The organism is Streptomyces sp. NPDC107550 (assembly GCF_055639095.1).
Window position 1 is genome coordinate 188,278 of the sequence record NZ_JBVKBC010000008.1, and the last position, 18,978, is coordinate 207,255.

Below are 18,978 nucleotides of genomic sequence, written 5' to 3' on the forward strand. Positions count from 1 at the left end.
TTCGCACAGGCGTTTCCGGAGAACTCGTGAGGACGAAGAGACGCATGACCAAATCACAGCCGCCCACGCCGAAGCCGCCTCCGGGGGAGACGCCGCTCCGCCGCGCCTTGACGGCACGGCGGTCAGTCCCTCAGGCGGCCCGCCGCCGACCAGGCCACATATCGTCGTAGGCGGCGTCCATGAACCGCGCCTGCGCCCCTCGAAGCGCGGACACGTCACCCACCTCGCCCCGGCCCGCCGCGGCAAGGCAGAACGCATAACGATAGGCGGCACCGCGCAGAGGTTCACTCCTGGCAGCCAGGTCGATCTCAGCCTGCGCGAGCCACAGCTCATCGACGAGCCGCCCGAGCTCGCCATCGCCCGGATCCCCACCCCCCTCCGAACGCGCGAGCGCCCCCTTCTCCACCTGCGCGGCAAGGCCCAAGAACTTCAACACCGCGTCCTTGAGCTGCGCCCGGTGCGCGGCTGCCTGCTGCACCTCAAGCTGCCGAGTGCCGGCCCGCGACACGAGAAACTGCCCCATCAGCGACCCACCCGCGCCGAGCGCAACCCCCGCGAGAGACAACAACGCCGGCCCCCACGCTCCCCAAGACCCCATGCCCCAAGTCTCTCAACACCCGCCCACACCTACGCGAACACCCTCGCCGCCTCTGGCCAGAGAGGCGGCGAGGGCGGACACCCGGCAGGGACGTCGGCCCCTGCCGGCCTCAGTCGGCGTCCGTGTGCTCAGGCGCTGGCGGCGGCGGTGCAGGCGGTGTCGCCGCCGCAGTAGGTGATGTCCCAGTGAGTGCCCTCGTTGGCGTAGACGTTGCCGGCGGAGGAACGCCAGCGGGTGGCACCGTCGCTGCGGGTGGCGATCTGCGTGAAGCTGTTGGTGACGTACGAATTGATGCAGGTGTTGCGGGAGATGTCCGCCTTGTAGCCGTTGTAGTGGCTGTACGTACCCGAGGCGTGCCCGACCTCGGTGCCGCCGGTGACGTTGATCGCGCACGCGCTCGCCGACTTCAGGGTCTTGAGGCCGTCCACGGTCGCCTGGTTGATCTGCTCGTACGAGGTACAGGTCGACACGGAGCGGGTGGTGCAGCCCCCGCTGGAGGAGTGCGTGACGCCCGCCGCGGAGAGCTGGGAGGCGGCGTTCGCCTGGCTGAGCTTGACGACGGCGGCGCTCGCGGTGCCGGACAGGGCGAGAACGCCGGCGGCGGCGAGGCTGCCGGAGGCGATGAAGAGGCGCTGACGAGACATCATGTCGGTTGCTCCTGGGTTCAGTTGACGTGAGGTGCAGGAGATCAGGCCGCCGGTGCGACGGACCGCTATGCAGGGTGCCGTGAATCTTCCCGTAGCGGTAGAAGGCACGGTCTTTTCGACCACCGGCGCGAGATCCTCGTCAAGCTTCCCCAGGGCACCCGGACACACCGGCACGTACTGCACCACATGCACAGCGGCGCCGGCGCGCCGGCGGTCTGGACCCGGGTCCGGCTCCGGCAGCGCTGGGACATCATGGGCCGGGGCACGGCGTCGGCGTTCCTCGGCGTGCACGCGGGCCACCCGTGCTTCGGCATGATGGCTCTCGACAGCAGCGTGTACATCGTCGCCTCCACAGGCGAGGCCGGCATCGATGTACTCGCGGTGGGCCACCCGGACCGCTTGGAACACGTTCTGCGGCACATGGAGCGGATCACGTCGCACAACAGCCCTTATGTGCAGCACGAGTTCACGGGCCGGGTCGCCCTCTGGCTCGCGGGCCGCGACGCGGAGAGCCGGAACACCGCCAGCCCTTCAGGCTGTTGACCGTGCGGCCCAGGCGTCGCGTCGTGGCTAGCCGCGCGGCTCCGCGCGCTCCGCAAGGCTGCGGCCGGCCACGACGCTGTGGTTCAGGTACGTGTCCCCGGCTGGGTCTGTGCTTGCAGATGTGTCACCAGTGCCTTCAACGCCGCCGCCGTCTCAGTGTCCCGGTCGATGTCGTCAGGGGTGGGCCAGGCACTGGTTTTGACGATCACGACGTCGGCCTCGGGGTCCACCCACAGATACTGCCCATAGACACCCAGCCCCGTGAACGCCTTGGTGTCTCCCCCCAAGGTCCACCACTGGTTCGCATAGCCGTAGTGGGGTGCGCCACTGGCACCGAGGGTTCCGACGCCCCAGCCCACCGTCGTACCGCGGCTGCGTTCCACCCACTCGGCGGGGACGATCTGTGCGCCCTCCCACTCGCCGTCACGAGCCATCAGCAGCCCGACCCTGGCCAGGTCGCGTGCGCAGGCGTTGAACGAGCCGCCTCCGAGGGCTGTGCGGGGCCGTCCTCGGGTGAGGAAGTAGAAGGCGTCCCGCTCCGTGCCGATCCGGCGCCACAGCTTCTCGCTCGCGTACTGGGCCAGCGAGGTGCCGGTAGCCGCTTCCAGGACCCAGCCGAGTACATGGGTGTCCAAGGTGGAGTAATTGAATGCCGTGCCGGGCTCGCAGGACCGCGGGGCCGAACGGATCACCTCCAGAACGGACCCGCCACCGGTCACGGCGCGCTCGAACCTGTTGATCAGCGCGTCCTTGACCGTCCAGTCCTCCAGGCCACCCGCGCCTGAACTCATCTGCAGCAGGTCCTCCACCGTCACCCCGGCATAAGCACTGCCGGCCAGCTCCGGCCGGTAGGCCACCACTTGGTCCTTCAGGGACGTGATCGCCCCTTCGTGCAACGCGATCCCAGTGAGTAGGGACGTCACCGACTTCGTCAGTGAGAAGAGCTGGAACCTGGCCGCCCGGGTGGCGAAGCGTCCGGGGTACTCCTCATGGACGACGACCCCTCGGTGTACTACGACAAAGGCCGTGGTGTGGGTCCGTACGTGCAGGTCGGCGAGGGAGCGCCGCCGCCCCTGGTGCTCATAGGTGAAGTCCAGCCTGACGGGCCCGCTCCGCAGCGGGCGTCCCGGCGCGGACCGGTGCACCGGTTCGGTGGGCATCACCAGATTCATGTGCGTGAAGGTCCACTCGTTGAGGGGCCTCCGCATCGCTAGGTCGCCTTGATTGCGCCACAGCCACAGAGCCCCCGCCCCCGCCCCGGCCGCCGCCAACGCCCTCGCCGTACGGCCCGCGATCCTGTTCATTACTTCCTTCCTCCGGTCCATGGAGTTCATCCGTGCGCGAAATGGGTCGCCATGCGCGGACGTGACGTGACGTGCGCCGCAGGCGGACGGAGCGGGGCAGCAGGCTCTTTCTCCCGCTGCCCCGTCCGCTGCTCCTCCCGCTACTGGCTCTTCGCCGCACCGGAAGGCGCGGATGCCTCCTCGGCTGCCAGGCTCACGGTGGAAGCCATGGAAGCGTCGCCGTGCCTCGATGTCAACCGGTGGTGTCACCGATGGTTCATTTATAGCCGTCCGCTAGCGACGGCTGACGGGATGGCCTGCTGCGCCGGGGACGGACACCGCCGCGATCCCTGCCCGCGCGCGCAGGTCGCGCATCCGTCGCTCCCCGCCGCCCTGTTCGCTCGCCACGGGAGAGCACGATCGGCGGCGACTACGATGGCCCTCATGACCGAGCCGGGTACCAGCGCAGACACTCCGACGAGAAAGCGGCGCGGTCGCCCGCCGACGACCGGTCTCAACCGGCAGGTCATCCTCGACGCGGCGATGGCCGTGATCGAGCAGGACGGCCCCGACGCTCTCACCCTGCGCCGCCTCGGTTCCGACCTCGGTTCCAACCACACGGCAGTGCTGCGTCACTTCTCCGGCAAGGACGAGATCCTGCGCGGTCTGGCCGAAAGGCTCATCGAGAAGTCCATGGAGGGTTTCTCCCCCCGCGACAACTGGCGCGACACTCTGGCTGAGATGGCCCGCCAGATCCGCCGGGCCTGCCTCGCGCAGCCGGGCCTGGCGACCCTGGTCGCCACCCGCCTCTCCAGCCGTGACGGCGAGTTCCGCGCCGCGGATGTCGCCCTCACGGCGCTGCATCAAGCCGGCTTCGAGGAACGGGAGGCTGCCCGCCTCTACCGTTCGCTAGCGACCACCGTGCTTGCCCTGGGCGCCTACGAGGCCGCGTGGAACAACCTCGCCCCCGCCAGCCGCGAGAGCGACCGGGCTGCCTGGCGGCGCGAATACCTCCTCGCGTCCCCGGCCACCTACCCGCACCTCGCGGCCGTCGCCCCTTTCCTGGCCGACATCGACGACCAGGAGGTCTTCGAGACCACCCTCGGCCTGGTCCTCGACGCAGTCGAACTCCGCACCCGCCACCTCGCCTGACACCGACTGGTCACCGCGCGGGCCGATGGCTGCGCGCGCCATGCCGAACTGGCCTCACTGCCACACCAGTTGGGGGCGTGTGGATCGTGACGGCCCGTGCCTCTGAGAGAGGCGTGACGGTGCACACCCGTACGAGGCCCGACAGCAGACGCCCGCGGTCCGCGGACTGGCCGAGCCAAGTGACGGGCCGTCAATACTCAGGCAGCCGTGCCCGTCTCGGCGGCTGCTCTCAGCTTGTCGCGTGTGCGGTGGTAGCTCTCTCGTTTCCGGGCCAGGAACGCCGTGTGTGCCGCGCGGCAGAGGTCGCAGGGCTCGTGCCCTTCGCGCAGGTGCCGCGACCACGCCGCCTGGGAACCGCAGGGAGAGGGCTCCGGCCCCGGGCAGCCCGTCCGCCGATCCGGCCTCTCGCGCCAACCCCGCGGACCGAGCCCCGCCTTGGACCGGGCAGCCGCCGTCTCACCGCCCCAGATGCCCCACTCGCGCCCAGCCCGCCCGGCCGTCCTGCACAGTTCGGCGAACTCGCACGTGCCGCAGATCCGGATGGCCTCCGCCTGCTCCTCGCGGAGGTCCGAGTACCACATCTCGGGGTTCTCGCTACAGGCGACAGGGGAGTTGCCGATCTCCCGGTCCTCGTCGCGCGCGACGGCCTTCCACATCGAGGGAGCAGGCGTTCCGGAGAACCAGGCCGACCGCGCCGTGCGGGGATCACTCTTCGTACTCATACCAGTTGTCAGCTTCTTGTTCTGTTTTCGTCCCGGCCCGCTGTCAAGCCCGGCGGAGCCTAGTGAGGGGGGAGGAACATGCGGCGCAGGTCGTCGTGCGCGGCCTCGTCGAGGGTGCGGGACAGTTCGTGTGCCGTTCGGGCGGCCTCGTACATCACGAAGGCGAGGTCGCCGCCGCCGTCGGCGAGGAAGATGAGTACCGCCCGGCTGTTGACGGGGATGAGGCACAGATGATGTCTCTCCATGTCGATGGTGAGGGCGTTGACCCAACCGCCGCCGTACGCGCGGGACGCTCCGCGGCCGAGGGCGCCCAGGCTGCCGGCGAGGGCGGCCAGCCGTTCCGCGTCCGACGTCTCCATCCCGTCGGAGCAGGCCAGTACGAGCCCTTCGACCGAGACCATCACGGCAAGCGACGCACCGGGAGTGTTGTCGCAGAACGTGCTGAGCATGTGGCGGGCCCTTTCTGGTTCGAGACCGGACGTACGGGCGGGGGGCGCCGGAACCTGCCGGCCCGGAAAGGGTGTCGGGGTCATGGGGGTACCTCCATCAGCTCACGCAACGAAGTGTCAGCGCATGCTCGACCAGGGTGATCAGGACGGACTTCACCGCGTGGCGCATGCGCGCGTCGGTGGTCAGCACCGGAACCTCGGAACCGACCTGGAGCGCCTCACGTACCTCTTCGGGGTGGAAGCACTCCTTGCCGTCGAATCCGTTCAACGCCACGACGAAGGGCAGCTTCCTGTGCTCGAAGTAGTCCACGGCGGGAAAGGAGTCGGCGAGCCGGCGGGTGTCCACCAGGACCACGGCCCCGACCGCACCGCGCACCAGGTCGTCCCACATGAACCAGAAACGGTCCTGGCCCGGTGTGCCGAAGAGGTACAGCATCAGCTCCGCGTCGAGCGACACGCGGCCGAAGTCCATGGCGACCGTGGTGGTCTGCTTGCCCGGCGTCTGCGACAGGTCGTCGACGCCCTCGCTGGCGGCGGTCATGACAGCCTCGGTACGCAGCGGCTCGATGTCGGAGATGGTGCCGATGAGCGTGGTCTTGCCGACACCGAACCCGCCGGCCACGACCACCTTCGCCGAGGTGATCGACTGAGGGGTCGCGGAGTGCGCGGTTCCAGGGCCGGGAGGGGAGGAAGCGGAGGCGGCGTGGGAACTAGAGACGGCGGAGCCCACCGAGAACCCTTTCCATGAGAGCCGCGGTCGGTTGACCATCAGCGGGTTGGTTGACAGTGACCAGGCCCTGGACCGCGAGGTCCGACACGAGCACGCGCGCCACACCGAGCGGGACCCGCAGGGCCGCGCAGATCTCCGCGACGGAGGTGGCGCTCTGGCACTGGTCGAGAATGGTCTGCTGTTCTGGCGAGAACGCCTGAGGTTTCGCCGCGACCTGCGCGGTCGCGGTGGTGACGAGCGCCTCGATGGCCAGCTTCAAGCGGCTTTCGGTGCGCCCGGCGGTCAGGGTGTAGGGCCGCGGGCCGAGCGGGACATCGCTGTCGGGCGACGTCCCGTGGCCCGGGATGTGCGAAGTCATGGGGTGTACGGCTCCCAGCGGGCCTCAGCCATAGAACGTCGACGGGGCATCGGTTCCGCCCCCGCCGTTTCTGAGGGTGTCCCGCAGCGCGGGCGTGAGCACCTGACCCACACGGCGTACCAGCCGCGTCATCTCGTAGCCCATGACAGCCCGGTCGGTGTCGACGCTCGCCGACACCGCGAGCAGCGACCCGCCGCCGACCACCGTCACGGCCAGCACACAGTGCTGCATCTCGATGACCGTACGTTCGGCAGAAGCCCCGAACAGTTCGGCTCCGGCCTGGGCCAGGGCGGCCACACCGCTGGTCACCGGTGCCGCCAGTTCGGCTACACCTGGCTGGGCCTTCGCCACCCGGGCCAGCAGCACCCCGTCCGACGAGACCACGGCCACGTCGAGCAGCCCGGGTGTCTGGTCAAGGAACCGCTGCAGAAGCCAGCGGAACTCGTGTACTTCGCGCCCTGAAAGCGGTGTCGGCAGGGCGGTGGACGGCAGTTCACGCACCGGTTTCCTCCGGGTTCGTCTCGTACGGATGCGGGCTGTGCTGCGTTCCGTACTGCTGCTGGGCCTGCCCCGTGGGGTACGGCTGCTGGTCTTGCTCCACCTGATAGGGGTGGGGGGTCTGCTCCATCGGCTGCGGCTGCGGCTGCGGCTGCCGGCTCTGCTCCAGTTGGTCCGGCTGCCGGCCGGGGTGCGGCGGGTACTGCTGGGGCGCCTGGTAAGCGTCGGACGACTGCTCGGACGACTGCTTGGTGGCGTGGGCGATTCCGGCGTGGAGTCCGCTCATCCGGTCCCGCAGTTGCTCGGGGCTCGGCCGCCCGTCGGTCGCGGGCGTGCCCTGTGGCGGCGCGGGGGACTCCTCGAACCTGGCCGCCGACGGGGAGCTGCCCGGTTTACGGACCGGCAGCCCGACGCGGGTCGTCTGCGGCGGGGCCTGCTCGGCGTGTTCGCGGGGCGCCGGATTCTCCGGACCCGGGGCGTCGTACGGCCAAGGATGCTCCGGCGGCTGCCCGCCCCGGCCCGGTTCCTGCTGCGCCGTGTGCTCGGTGTGGGGGACGGCGTCGCGCTCGCGTGCGACCCGTCGTATGGACTGGGTGCTCTCTGCGTGGCCGGGATGCTCCCTGGCCTCGGCAGGCTGAGGATGGCGCTGAGCCGGGACGGGGGACTGGCCGTGCGGTTCGGCGGCCGGCTCCTTCGGGCCGGACGAGGGGACGAGCAGATGCGCCGGCACGATCACCGCGGCGACCAGCCCCGCGGGGCTGTTGGCGTACAGACGGACCTCAGCCGACAGCTTCCTGGCGAGCGTACCGACCACGTACAGGCCCATGGTGTCCGAGACGCCCGCCTGCTCCTCCCGGGTGGCCCGCAGCAATTCGTCCGCCTCGTGCAGTTGCCGCGGATCCATGCCGATGCCCACGTCACGGATCTCGATGAGGAGCCGTCCGTCGGGCAACTGCTGGCCGCTGACCGTCACCTGGGTGTCGGAGCTGGAGAACGACACGGCGTTGTCGAGGAGTTCGGCCAGGAGGTGGACGAGGTCGTTGCAGGCATAGCCCGCGATGCTGACGGCCGGCAGATTGCGCTGGACGACGCGCTCGTACTGTTCGATCTCGGAGGCCGCCGTGCGGACCAGTGACAGGGTGTCCATCGGCGCCGACCGGGCATTGCCGATCTCGGCACCCGCGAGCACCAGGAGGTTCTCACTGTTGCGGCGGATCCGGGTGGCCAGGGAGTCCAGGCTGAACAGACGGGCCAGCTGACGCGCGTCGGGTTCGTCGGACTCCAGCTCGGTGAGGACGGCGAGCTGCCGCTGTACGAGGGACTGGTTGCGCCGGGAGAGGTTACGGAACACCGCGTTGACGTCCTCGCGCAGCTGCGCCTGAGCGCGGCCGAGCCGTACGGCTTCCAGGTAGACCTGGTCGAAGGCGCGGGCGACGTCCCCGATCTCCTCCCGGGAGTCGATGTTGAGGACCTTGCCCTCCAGCTCGGCCGGGAGCACCGTGCCCTGCGACAGCAGGCGCTGGACCTTCGGGAGCTGATGGTCGGCGATGCTGATGGCGGAGGTGCGCAGCGAACTCAGGCCGTGGACGAGACGGCGGGAGGTGAAGTAGGCGACGGAGGCGGCCAGCACGAGGATGGCCGCGGCGATCGCGGCATCGAGGATGAGTTGGTCGCGCGCGTCGTCGCGCTGGAGCCTGGCCGCGTCGATGACGCGGTTCTCCACGGTGCGCTGGAGCGCCGTCGTCTCCTCGGTGACCTTCGTCAGCGACTTGTACCACTTGGCCGGCAGGGTGTCCGACAGGGGCTTGACGCCCGCCGGCTGCATGGCCGCGGTGACCGCCGCGTCGGCGGTCCTGGCGGCGGGGGAGGAGTCGATCTCCTGGTTCCGTGCGGCCTGCTTCTTGTCCGCGTAGAGGTCGAAGTCCGTGCTCGTGATGTCGCGTACGAGCTGGGAGGCCGCGAGGTCCCCGCGGTCGGCGATCGTGAGCTTGCCGGCTTCTTCGGCACCGGCCAGGACCGTGCGCTGGCTCGTCAGCATCACGGTTTTGAGGCTGAGGGCGTAGAGGGTGCGACCGGCGGACTGCGCGTTGTCGCCGATGCCGCCGACCTGGTTGTGCACGGCGCTGATGGCGATGATGACTCCGCCGTACCCCTTCTCGATCTCAGCGGAAGGAGCGTGTCCGTCCGCGGCGGCGCGCAGCGAGGCCACCTCGCCCAGCGCGGCGGAGACGGCCTTGTTGTGGCGATCCATGCCGGCGCCGGCGGGCAGCGAGTCCAGCCGCTTGCGGAAGTCCCGGGCCTCCTCGTCCGTCTTGGCCCGCCAGTCGCCGAGCTTGCCCTTGCCGACGGCCGCCTTCATGCGCGGGTCGAGAGTCAGGTCCCGCTCATTGGCCAGCGTGCGCATGAGGGCGGAGGCGTGACGGCTGGCCTCGGCCACGCCCAGGACGTTGTCGAACCGGTCCGCGGACTGCTTGGCGTCGTGGATGCGCAGCCCCGCGAGGCTGAGCGCGGCCAGCAGCGGCACGAGCACGGCGATCGCCATCCGTTGGGGCACCCTGAGGTCGGTGAGCGACCACCCGCGTTTCGGCCCCTGCGCCTGCGGAGCCGCGCCTGGCGACCTCGCATGCCTGACCCGGCGCGAATCCTCTTTTTCCCCTCGGTCCTTCCTGTTGTTCCGTCGGCCCACAGCGGGAGAGAACTTTTTCACTGCAACACGTCTTAGAGACTAGACAACGGGAGGACGACTCAACGGCATCTCGAACAGAGCAAATGTGCGTCTGGAGTGCGCCGTTCAGGCTGGGCGTGCGAAACCTGCGACGCCGTCACCGATTTGAGCACACCGCAGGGACGCAGATCCGCGTCTTTGGCCCCTTTAGCAGAGGCATTTAGTCCTGTCCCGCAGAGTCCACAGGGCGGCACTCACGCGTGAAATCAGCCGGGTTCGCCTACGTTTGCGCGGCGAGTGGGTCCTGGCCTAACGGCCCGTCAAACGTGCGTGCAGAAAGCGCTCGTCGACCGCCTGGCCGCTTTCGCTCCGCAACGTCATGGACGGCAGTTTCCTGAACGTACCTTCAGTATCGGGCAGTTCGCGGTGGACTCTGCAGCACCGTGACCAGTCGGCCGTGACGCGTCAGGGGGCTGCGCACCGCGCCCTACGGTCACCCGTACCTGAAGTCGATTGCCGAGTAAGGCAGTTCGTCCTTCGTCGTGTGCGGAGCCAGATGGGGGTCGGACCAGTTCACCGCCGCGATACCGGCACTCCAGGCCCGGGGCCGGGCCCCCCGTCGCTGTGAGAGGAGCCACATGTTATGGGTCCCTTAAGGTGCAAGATCACCTTATGTCCAGTTATGTACTCATTGTGCTAATTGACGCACAGTTTGACCTCCATCAAGATCTTCACGTCTTCCTCATCTCTCCCGTTACGTCCTCGAACTCGTTTCCCTTTCGGAGTACGTGGTTTGCGGCACGCCGTGCGTGCCTCCTGAAAGCGTCGTGCGGTCCGCCCCCAACTGCCTTACGAGGAGTTGAATAAGCGTGAACTCCCAGCCTTGCTACGACTGCGGAATCCCCCACCAGACGCCTCCCGTCGGCACGTCCGCCTGCCGGCATGCCGACTCAGGAGGTGTGTTCGGCAAGGTGGCGGCGACATCCGCCGACCAGCCGGGGCCGCGGGAACAGGATCTGGACCTCTTCGACTCCACCGTGCCGCTGACCGCGGTCCCGGCCGATGCCGCCGCCGAGCGGTCGGAACCCGCTCCCCGTGCCGGGCACGGCGGGCGCCGCGCCCGCCCGCATGCCCGCGTCCGCCACGCGAAAGCCCCTGGCACGAGGCCGACGGCAGCAGCGTTATCTGCATCAACTCCGGCGGAGCCCACGTCCCACAGGCGCGGTGACCAGGGCCGTTCCACCCGGATGGTCCTCGGCCTCACGTTCGTGGCGGGCGTCGGCGCCGCGCTCACCATCTACTTCGCGGTCGGCGGCCCGACGCAGCAAGAAGCCGCGGCCCAGCCCCGTACGCCACCTGTTCTGCCCGATGGCTTCGGCGCCAACCCCGAAGCCGGCGCCGACTCCAGCGGCGCGCCCACCTCAAGCGCCTCGCCCTCCGCGTCGACGGCCCCCACGCCGACGCGGTCCGCGAGCGCCGACCCGCGACCACAGACGAAAGCGTCCGCATCCGCGCAGGCCGTCGCCGCCGCGCCCGCTGCGCCTTCCGCCTCGTCGCCTTCGAAGCCACGGTCGCACCCCGACAGCCGGCCTTCCAGCCGATCCCATGGGCATGCCGGCGGCCGGCCGTCCCACCACCCTTCCGGGCAGCCCGGCGGCCCAAGCGGCCGGCACGGCACCCTGAGAGCCGGTGATCAGGGGCCCGAGGTCGCCGACCTCCAGTGGCGCATGCAGTACCTCCACCTCTACGTCGGCCGCACGGACGGCTACTACGACGCCTCGCTCGAAGCCGCTGTCCGCCGTTACCAGATCGCCCACAACATCCCGCAGGAGAACGGCGCTTACGGACCGCTGACCCGAGCCGTCCTCCTCGCCGACCCTGCCTGGAACTGACCAGGTCTCCGCCTGGAACGACCAGATCTCTTCCTGGAACCGACCAGGCGCCCCCCGTCGCTCCCAGCCACACCTAGGAAATGAAGAAAAGATGAAGCAGAACGCCCTCCGCCGCACCACCCCTTATCGGGCCATGGGCGCCGTCTCCCTCGGCCTGGTCTTCGGCCTGTGCGGCACCGGCGTGGCCCAAGCCGCGCCCGCCACCGGCCCCTCCGCCTCCTGCCCTGCCGACGGCAAGGCCCCGAACATCGGCCACAATCCCCGCTTCACCGACAACAACGTCGCCCTCTACGCCGGCGGCGACTACACCGTCGACGGCGGCTCCGCCGAGGCCGAAGGACTTCTCGTCGTCAAGGGCGATGCGAAGTTCGCCAAGAACGGCGGCGGCATCTTCAACGTCGGCCGCGTCGGCGCCGGTTCGGGCATCCTGCCGACGGCCGGCGCCCCCATGCTCACGGTCGGCGGTGACCTGACCATCGCGGACGGCACCACCGTCGACGTCGGCCACGGACTCACCCATGGACCCGGCTACGGCGGCACCGTCCGCGCCGGCGGGAAGATCGACGAAAAGGGCAGGCTGGAGACCAACGGCGGCCTCCGTCTCGCCGGTGTCGGAGTCCGGGCCGCGCTCACGCCCTACGCGGACTTCGGCTCTACGCTCAAGAACGCCTCCGCCTCCCTCAGCGCTCGCAAGGCCACCGGGACCGCCGAACGCGCGGGCGGCACGGTCACGTTCACCGGCAAGGGCGACGCCGGCCTCCAGGTCTTCGACATCGATGCCAAGCAGCTCGACGGCGCCTCCACCTTCGACTTCCGCGCCATCCCCGGCAAGGCGTCCGTCGTCGTCAACGTCACCGGCGGGCAGAAGGTCTCCATCGCCCCGATGAGCGTCGCCTACAACGGCAAGCGCGCCGACACCTACGACTCGCCCGTCTTCGGCGAAGCCGCCTCCCGCGTCCTCTACAACTTCGAGAAGACCAGCGACCTCACGCTCACCGGCGGCGGCAACTTCATGGGCTCCGTCCTCGCGCCCAACGCCTCCGCCGACCTCACCGCCAGCACCAACGGCCGCCTCTACGTCGGCCGTGACATCCACATGCACGGCACCGGCAACGAAACCCACAACTACCCCTGGATGGGGCCCGGTTCGTTCAGCTGCAAGCCGACCCCCGACGAGCCGGTGAAGCCGCCCAAGCCGGAGGAGCCGGGCAAGCCCACGCCCAGCACACCGGCCACACCCACGGGTACGCCGACGAGTGAAGCGCCCGCGACACCGTCCGCTCCCGTGACCCGCAGCGCGAGCCCCCGGCCCTCCGACAGCGTGGTCGAGGCGACGCCGGACGTCTCCGAGACCCCCGTGGCGAGCGGTGGCGACGGGCCGCTGGCGAAGACCGGAGCGCAGGTCACGATGTACGCGGTCGGCGCGGTGGTGCTGGCCGCCGTGGGCTGGGCGTGCCTGGTGTTCTCGCGTCGCCGCCGCGGCTGACACAGGCGAGCACACGGAAGCCCTCCCGGCATAGGCCGGCCCCTTCGCGAAGCCCTTTCCGGTGGGCGAGGACGCGCGGTGGCCGGCCGCACTGCTTCGTGCGGGACGCAGACGCCGGCTCGGGTGGCGGTCGCTGGTGCGGGCGCGGATGCGGCCTTGGAGGCGCTGAGAGGTCGAGGTGCCGGCGTGCTGCTCGCCGCTGCGATGAGTTTCGGCGTGTTGTGCCGTCTTGACAGGTGCCCGCGCCCGACGCAGTGTCGATCACGCACCGCATCCGAGGAGAACGCCATGACCGCCACCTACACCTGGGACGTCTTCTCGACGCTCGACGGCTACGGCTCGTACGGACCCGACGGGGACTGGGGCGGCTACTGGGGGAAGCAGGGCCCCGAGTTCCTCGCCGACCGGATCGCCGGTCTGAGCGAGGATCAGCGGCTGGTGCTCGGGGCCGACACCTTCCGGCTGTTCCTGAAGCTCCTCGGCCCGATCCCCGCCGCCGATCTCGACCCGGTGAACTCCCGGATGCGAAGCCTGCCGACGACAGTCGTGTCGAGCACGCTCGACGCCGGGCCCTTCGCCTGGCCGGACGTCACCGTCGAGGCCGGTGACGCGGTGGACGTAGTCGCACGGCTCAAGGCGGAGTCCGATGTGCCGCTGCGCTCGCACGGCAGCCTGTCACTGAACCGGGCACTGATGGCGGCGGGACTCGTCGACCGCGTCCTGGTGACCATCTTCCCCGTGGTCAGCGGGCGGACCGGGAGCGCGCCGGTCTTCGGGGGAGCGGACGACTTCGACCTCGACCTGATCGAAGCCCGCACGTTCGACGGCCGCACGCAACAACTCCTCTACCGCCCCACCCTGCACCGCTGAACCGGTGCCAGGCCAGTGGTGGTAGGCGGTCGCGGACTGGGACGGGCCCGGGCCAGCGGCTATGCCACCGCAGGAAACTCCGGCTCCAGCCGCACAGTGCCAGGGGCCGTCGTACGCGCCGCACACCTCGTACGCCTCCTCGACGCGGCGAAGCTGCCCGGGCCCCGGAGCCGGGAGCCGGGCTCCCCCGATCCGGGGCCGCCAGCACCCGAGCCAGGCCCCTGTTGCCGCCGACCGAGCCCTCCGAAGTTTCCAACTCGCGCCCGTTCGCACCGCGTTCGGGTGCGCTGCCGCTCGTTCCCGTACACCTTCTGCGCGTAGTCCGGCTCCTCCAGCATCCCGTGCGTACGGCAGCCTGATCGCGCCCCCGGCGCTCGCGTCCTGACGGGTCATCACGCCCGCGAGTTCCACTGCGTCCGTAGGATCGAGCGCCCGCCGTCGAGGCCACCGTTCGTGGCTGCCTCCGAAGCAGCCTGCCCCGCCCGACGGAGGAGTGGGACCTTGTCCCCTACACGGCTTGGCTGCTTGGCGCGATCATTCGTCGGTAGCAGAGCATGCGAACCGTGTCGGCACAGTGAGAGTCAATGCTGACATCCAGTCGATACGTCAAGTGGGCTTGGGTAGAGCCTGGCTTGCCTACGCTGCGACCAACCGGCCGAGGATGGCGTCGCGTACCTGCGGCATCGATGGATGCCAGAGTTCCGGGGTTCTGAACGACGACGGCAGGAAGCCTCCGGCCGTCCGTGTCGGCCGAAGTGGCTTTTCCAGTGCTGCCGTCGCGTGCGCGTCCTCGCTGAAAAGCGGCAGGGCCAGAACCGCTTCGCATTGCGTGCTCGGTCGGCGCCCCCTGTGGCCTGCCGGAATCGACCCGCACCAGCCGGCTTGCTGACGTCACCCCGCGCCCGGAGAAGCCGGAGGCGGAGTAGGAAGGAGTACGCCCTATGCAGAACAGCTACGTGAAGAAGGAAGGTCTCGCGAGAGCTCACCAGCACCGGGCGAATATCGGTCGGCGTGAGGCCCAGAAGGACGAGAAACAGCGGAAGGAGCTTGAGCGGCTCATCGCCCAGGCTCGCCGCCCGGACCAGTCAGACAACGCCACCGACCATGTCGCCCTCGACCTGGTGGACGACCAGGGGCGATGGCTTCAGGATGCCGAGGTGGTGCCGAGTAGCGCCACGACACAGCCGGCCTCCGGTACCCGGGGAAACCACAAACTCTCAGCCTGCCGTGTCGTGATGCTGACTCTGTTGGCCACCTCCATCATAGGAACTGCCGAAATCGCGCGTCGCTATCCCTGGGCGCCCTCTCCTGAGGGAGAGGACGCCCAGGGAGGGACTGCGCAGCTCGCTGCGGACGGTGCTGTCTCCAGGGTGTCGCTTCCCTCTGCCACCGCAGCGCTCACGCCTTCCGCTGCACTCAAGCCCACTGCGGCAAGTCAGCCCCCGTCGGCTCCAACGATCGACGCACCCTTCGCGTCGAGCCACGGATTGCGTGAGCTGCAAAGCATGCTGGAGGAGAAGAATCAGGAGTTGGAACAGCTTTGCGATAGGGACCCCTTCGCATGCGATCCAGAATTCGACTTGGAGTACACGGACCCCGAGGAGTACGAGCCTCATCGCAGGGAGCAACGCGACCTTTCAAAAATCCTGAAACCTGCTTGGAATTATCCCGTCGACAGTCCTCAGCGGAGTGAAGAGCGGTGGAAGAGCCTAGCGCCCAATGGGCGAGACATCACGGACGTCACGGGGCCGGATTTCGTACCACACCGGGTGGTCGAGGTATATCCCGGGATCGGAGTGTCCCTAGGGAAACCAGAAGATATCGATGGAATCATTCGTGATGGAGGATCACTCAAGAAACACTATGATTTCCTCGACGATGTGACAGTGAATCTTCACATCCTAGAGCACACAAAAACAGGTAAGAAGATCATTGACGCTGTTCCGGGGCTTCGCCTGCTCGAACCGAATGTCAAGAATTCCTGGACGTATCTCGGGCGGACAGGCGGGCTGAGTCATCTGCGTGTGGTGATCAAGGAAGCACCGATGGGGCAGCTGGCTCAATTCAAGCCTCTCAGTGTGGCCGATGCTTCCAACGGAAAGGGGAGCAGTTCGCTCATCACCTGGGCCTCGCAGTACGTCGCCGTTGCCAATAGGGACGGCTCGAAGGTCGTCATGCTCCCGTCCCAGACGCAGGCCCATGAACTCATCCATGCCATCCACTCGGCGGCAGGTGAAGTATTTCCCACAGATGTGTCTGGATTTACGTTTAAGCAGCAGTTCTCTGACGGCGCCAAGTACGTTTTCGTGGCCGCACACAGAGAGGAATTGATGACCCATGGGAATCCTCAAGAAGTCAAGTCCATAGTGCATACGGACAAGCATCCGTACGAGATATCCAGGAAGGCCGTCACGAACGCGCGCAGGGCTGCGGTGTCCGATAGGGAGCGCGATGAAATCGCAGATGTGCAAAAGCGGAGAGAGGTCAATCGCGTTCTCACCGAATACAAGCTCGCCAAAGAGATGCGAGTCGGGAAGCGAGAATTTTATACCCCCTTCCCTGTAGATTACAGTAAAGTCCCGAAGTCTCAAATGTCTACAGCTTTCAAAAACTTCTACATAAAGATATATAGTTCTCGGGGTTTGGATCAGACGGAAATACCACTGAGCGTTCTGCGTAAAAACAAGCCGCGACGCGAAAAGCTACTTTCGGAAAAGTATCCCGAGGTGCATTGGAACGGTCATTCGTATAACGTTCTCTGTTCTCTGGGGTGCGCTCCCGTAGAAGTAAGAATGGCCACGCCCGACGAAATTAGAGAAGCGGTCCTTTCTCAGGAGAGGATTCGCAAGGATCGAATGGAGGCGCAGTCCGTCCGGGCCGAGATCGCAGTGCTTGAGCAGCAAATCAGTATCAAGACTGTGGAGAAGGAAACCCTTGATGCATTTTTGAGCAACCATGAAATATCCGACCTGGTGAAACGCCCATGGGGAAATTGCAAAAGTGCCATGTGGCCGGTGAGCGAGATGATGAAGGGGCGGGGGTTTACTGACCTCACGTATCGGGTTGTGCTGATGTGGAAGCCCGAATCTGCTGGTCCGAATGGTTCGGGGCACAGTCCTCATTATGTAGTAGTGGGCGCGAAAGACGGAGTGCGATATGTTGCCGATCTTACCGCAGGGCAGTTCGCCGATATCGGAATGAGGGGCTTCTCCGGTCCCGTTTTCACAACCGAAGGGGACTGGAGGAAGCTGTACGAGGACAGTTCGAAACTCAAGCTGATGAGGTACGTCGATTTCCCCTCGCTCTCGATCGCTAGAGACAGTTTCTCTCTGCACGATCCCATCTCCCCGCGCGAGAACATCCCGAATGCCAAGGATCTGGCCGTTCCGAATTGGGCGCGGAATCTGAAGCCGGCAGCTACGGGGCCCGATACGCCGGGATCGGTGCACACCCTGGAGCGTATGGCGTCCGAGCTCCCGGCCGATCTGAGAAAATTGCCCGGAGCGAGTAAAACACTGTCCGGGATCGTAAAGGGCTACACCGAATTCAAGGGAGTTCTTGGAAATATCGATTTCAGGAAATTAGCGTACGGAACTGCTTCAATGGCGGTAAAGGGGGGAGGGGTGCTCCATGGGGGCTTAAAGGCGGGAATGGTCGGAATCGATTTGTGGAAGGTGCACGCCACCTTCACTGACGAGGACGCCAGCGCCCTCGCAAAGATCTCTGCATCCGCTGGGTTCTCTGGGTCCACGGCCGATGCCGTAGCGATGGTCGGGAAAATGGCCCCCGAAAAAGTGTACAAAGCAATATCGACGTTGGCGACGCCATTGTCGATTCTTTCGGATTCGACAGCACTCCTCGACGCCATTCTGAAAGAGGACGAGTCGGAAATGGTGAGCAACGGAATGGCGCTGGCGGGAAGCCTCTTTACTCCTATTTTTCCGCCGGCCGCCCTTCTTGGTGTTGCCGATATCTGGCTCACGATAGAAAGTATCTTCTGGGATCAAGTGCCGGATAGCAAGACGATTGCGAAGGTCTGGGAAGGGAAACTGAGTCAGGAGATTAAAAAGGGGTGGACTCTCTCCCCGGAACAAATGGCAGCGATAATGCTGCTCAAGGCTTATGAAAGCTCCGTCTACGGCAACATTGTCGCCACGCAAAATGAGACGGACGCCGTAGGTTCCGAGGAAAGCGAGTCCGGAGCAGTGCGGACGCAGGCGCAAATAGTAAACGCTGCCCTGTACGATTGCGCCTTACCCGCCAGAACCCTGAGGAACGCACTTCAGCAGAACAAGAACCGCGCTCTGGCGGATTTCCCGAAAACTGTGGACAAGATGCTGGCGGATGTTATCAAGGGGATTGATAGCCTCGCCATTCCGCCCAGTAAAAGGCTTAACATCGAGATAGCCCTTCGCAGGAAGCTGGGGAAAGACCTGACCTGGTCCGAGACGCAAACCGCATACAGGAATTATCTGAAGGCCAGCTTCAATCAGTGTGCTAAGGAGTCCAAAAAGAAAATACCGGAATCGGTACGCAAGAGGATCGATGGTCTAGTCGACCCGCGAGCAGCGGCATCGGAACTGGGCGCAGAGGTAGGAAGCCTGCAATGGGAGATTGAACTGGAAGAGGTTGGGCGTTTGCTGTCTCGTTATCCGCACTCTCTGAGGCAATTCGCGCTTGAGAAAAAAGAACATGATCTTGAGAAGAAAAAGCGTGATTACGAGGCGGTTGCTGATTACCTTGACGCGCACTCGGCAGTGAGTAAAGACCTGATCTCCATAGGTGGGCCTGACTTCCTGAAGCGCGCCGCCGCAGTGGTTCAGGTGCCGTACTCCGTAACCGACGATTTCTACGTGTTCTACGACGACTCGTATATTCGCTACAGTAATACGGTGGGTAAGGTTGTTGAGGGGCCGGTAAAGATCGATGGATTGAAGGAAGGAGGAGTCAGAAAGGTTGAAGGAGCTACGGGAATTCCTGGTTCCACCGACGTCTACATCATGGGGTCCGGTAAGTACTTCCGATACAACATGTGCGCAAGGGAGGTGGTGAAATTGCATTAGGGGCCCGGTCCATCCCGACGTT

General features: G+C 66.7%; 15 protein-coding genes. 6 read left to right on the forward strand and 9 right to left on the reverse strand.

The window, feature by feature from the left end:
• Window positions 1–130 precede the first annotated feature (130 nt).
• Both ACZ7LY_RS14365 and ACZ7LY_RS14370 read right to left on the reverse strand, forming a co-directional pair.
• On the reverse strand, window positions 131–523 hold the full coding sequence (locus ACZ7LY_RS14365; RefSeq protein ID WP_471624877.1) for a hypothetical protein: 393 nt from the start codon (window positions 521–523) through the stop codon (window positions 131–133).
• Window positions 524–726: 203 nt separating this feature from the next.
• A complete protein-coding gene (locus ACZ7LY_RS14370; protein ID WP_471624878.1) occupies window positions 727–1,245 on the reverse strand; it encodes a hypothetical protein in 519 nt (172 codons plus the stop codon).
• A 186-nt stretch (window positions 1,246–1,431) separates the two neighbouring features.
• Between ACZ7LY_RS14370 and ACZ7LY_RS14375 the strand changes: the two genes are divergently transcribed.
• Window positions 1,432–1,788, forward strand: a complete 357-nt coding sequence (locus ACZ7LY_RS14375) for a hypothetical protein (RefSeq protein ID WP_471624879.1) — start codon at window positions 1,432–1,434, stop codon at window positions 1,786–1,788.
• Window positions 1,789–1,871: 83 nt separating this feature from the next.
• On the opposite strand, the gene ACZ7LY_RS14380 is transcribed toward ACZ7LY_RS14375, so the two are convergent.
• Entirely contained in the window at window positions 1,872–2,960 is a 1,089-nt protein-coding gene (locus ACZ7LY_RS14380; protein ID WP_471624880.1) for a serine hydrolase domain-containing protein, read from the reverse strand.
• Between the two features lie 555 nt (window positions 2,961–3,515).
• On the opposite strand from ACZ7LY_RS14380, the gene ACZ7LY_RS14385 reads away from it, so the two are divergent.
• Entirely contained in the window at window positions 3,516–4,223 is a 708-nt protein-coding gene (locus tag ACZ7LY_RS14385; protein WP_471624881.1) for a TetR/AcrR family transcriptional regulator, read from the forward strand.
• A 197-nt stretch (window positions 4,224–4,420) separates the two neighbouring features.
• Here the strand turns inward: ACZ7LY_RS14385 and ACZ7LY_RS14390 are convergent, their stop codons facing one another.
• The 6 genes from ACZ7LY_RS14390 to ACZ7LY_RS14415 form a co-directional block, all read right to left on the reverse strand.
• Window positions 4,421–4,945 carry a WhiB family transcriptional regulator gene (locus ACZ7LY_RS14390; protein ID WP_471624882.1) on the reverse strand — a complete coding sequence of 175 codons (525 nt, stop codon included), beginning with the start codon at window positions 4,943–4,945 and terminating at the stop codon, window positions 4,421–4,423.
• Between the two features lie 59 nt (window positions 4,946–5,004).
• Window positions 5,005–5,394, reverse strand: coding sequence for a roadblock/LC7 domain-containing protein (locus tag ACZ7LY_RS14395; protein ID WP_471624883.1), 390 nt, complete (start codon window positions 5,392–5,394; stop codon window positions 5,005–5,007).
• A 97-nt stretch (window positions 5,395–5,491) separates the two neighbouring features.
• Complete coding sequence (locus ACZ7LY_RS14400) at window positions 5,492–6,163, reverse strand: GTP-binding protein (RefSeq protein ID WP_471624884.1); 672 nt, start codon at window positions 6,161–6,163, stop codon at window positions 5,492–5,494.
• Window positions 6,105–6,482 (reverse strand): DUF742 domain-containing protein, encoded by a 378-nt coding sequence (locus ACZ7LY_RS14405; protein ID WP_471624885.1) that lies wholly within the window; start codon window positions 6,480–6,482, stop codon window positions 6,105–6,107. Before ACZ7LY_RS14405 ends, ACZ7LY_RS14400 begins: the two co-directional genes overlap by 59 nt.
• 24 nt (window positions 6,483–6,506) lie before the next feature.
• Window positions 6,507–6,983 (reverse strand): roadblock/LC7 domain-containing protein, encoded by a 477-nt coding sequence (locus ACZ7LY_RS14410; protein ID WP_471624886.1) that lies wholly within the window; start codon window positions 6,981–6,983, stop codon window positions 6,507–6,509.
• Window positions 6,976–9,522, reverse strand: a complete 2,547-nt coding sequence (locus tag ACZ7LY_RS14415) for a sensor histidine kinase (protein ID WP_471624887.1) — start codon at window positions 9,520–9,522, stop codon at window positions 6,976–6,978. The genes ACZ7LY_RS14410 and ACZ7LY_RS14415 overlap by 8 nt, the downstream gene beginning before the upstream one ends.
• A 1,370-nt stretch (window positions 9,523–10,892) precedes the next feature.
• On the opposite strand from ACZ7LY_RS14415, the gene ACZ7LY_RS14420 reads away from it, so the two are divergent.
• From ACZ7LY_RS14420 to ACZ7LY_RS14435, 4 genes are all read left to right on the forward strand, one after another.
• Entirely contained in the window at window positions 10,893–11,537 is a 645-nt protein-coding gene (locus tag ACZ7LY_RS14420; protein ID WP_471624888.1) for a peptidoglycan-binding domain-containing protein, read from the forward strand.
• A gap of 91 nt (window positions 11,538–11,628) precedes the next feature.
• Window positions 11,629–13,023, forward strand: a complete 1,395-nt coding sequence (locus ACZ7LY_RS14425) for a choice-of-anchor A family protein (protein ID WP_471624889.1) — start codon at window positions 11,629–11,631, stop codon at window positions 13,021–13,023.
• A gap of 288 nt (window positions 13,024–13,311) precedes the next feature.
• The gene (locus ACZ7LY_RS14430) at window positions 13,312–13,893 is read left to right on the forward strand and encodes a dihydrofolate reductase family protein (protein ID WP_471624890.1); all 582 of its coding nucleotides are present in this window, start codon (window positions 13,312–13,314) and stop codon (window positions 13,891–13,893) included.
• A gap of 941 nt (window positions 13,894–14,834) precedes the next feature.
• A complete protein-coding gene (locus tag ACZ7LY_RS14435; RefSeq protein ID WP_471624891.1) occupies window positions 14,835–18,956 on the forward strand; it encodes a hypothetical protein in 4,122 nt (1,373 codons plus the stop codon).
• The last annotated feature ends 22 nt before the right edge of the window (window positions 18,957–18,978 follow it).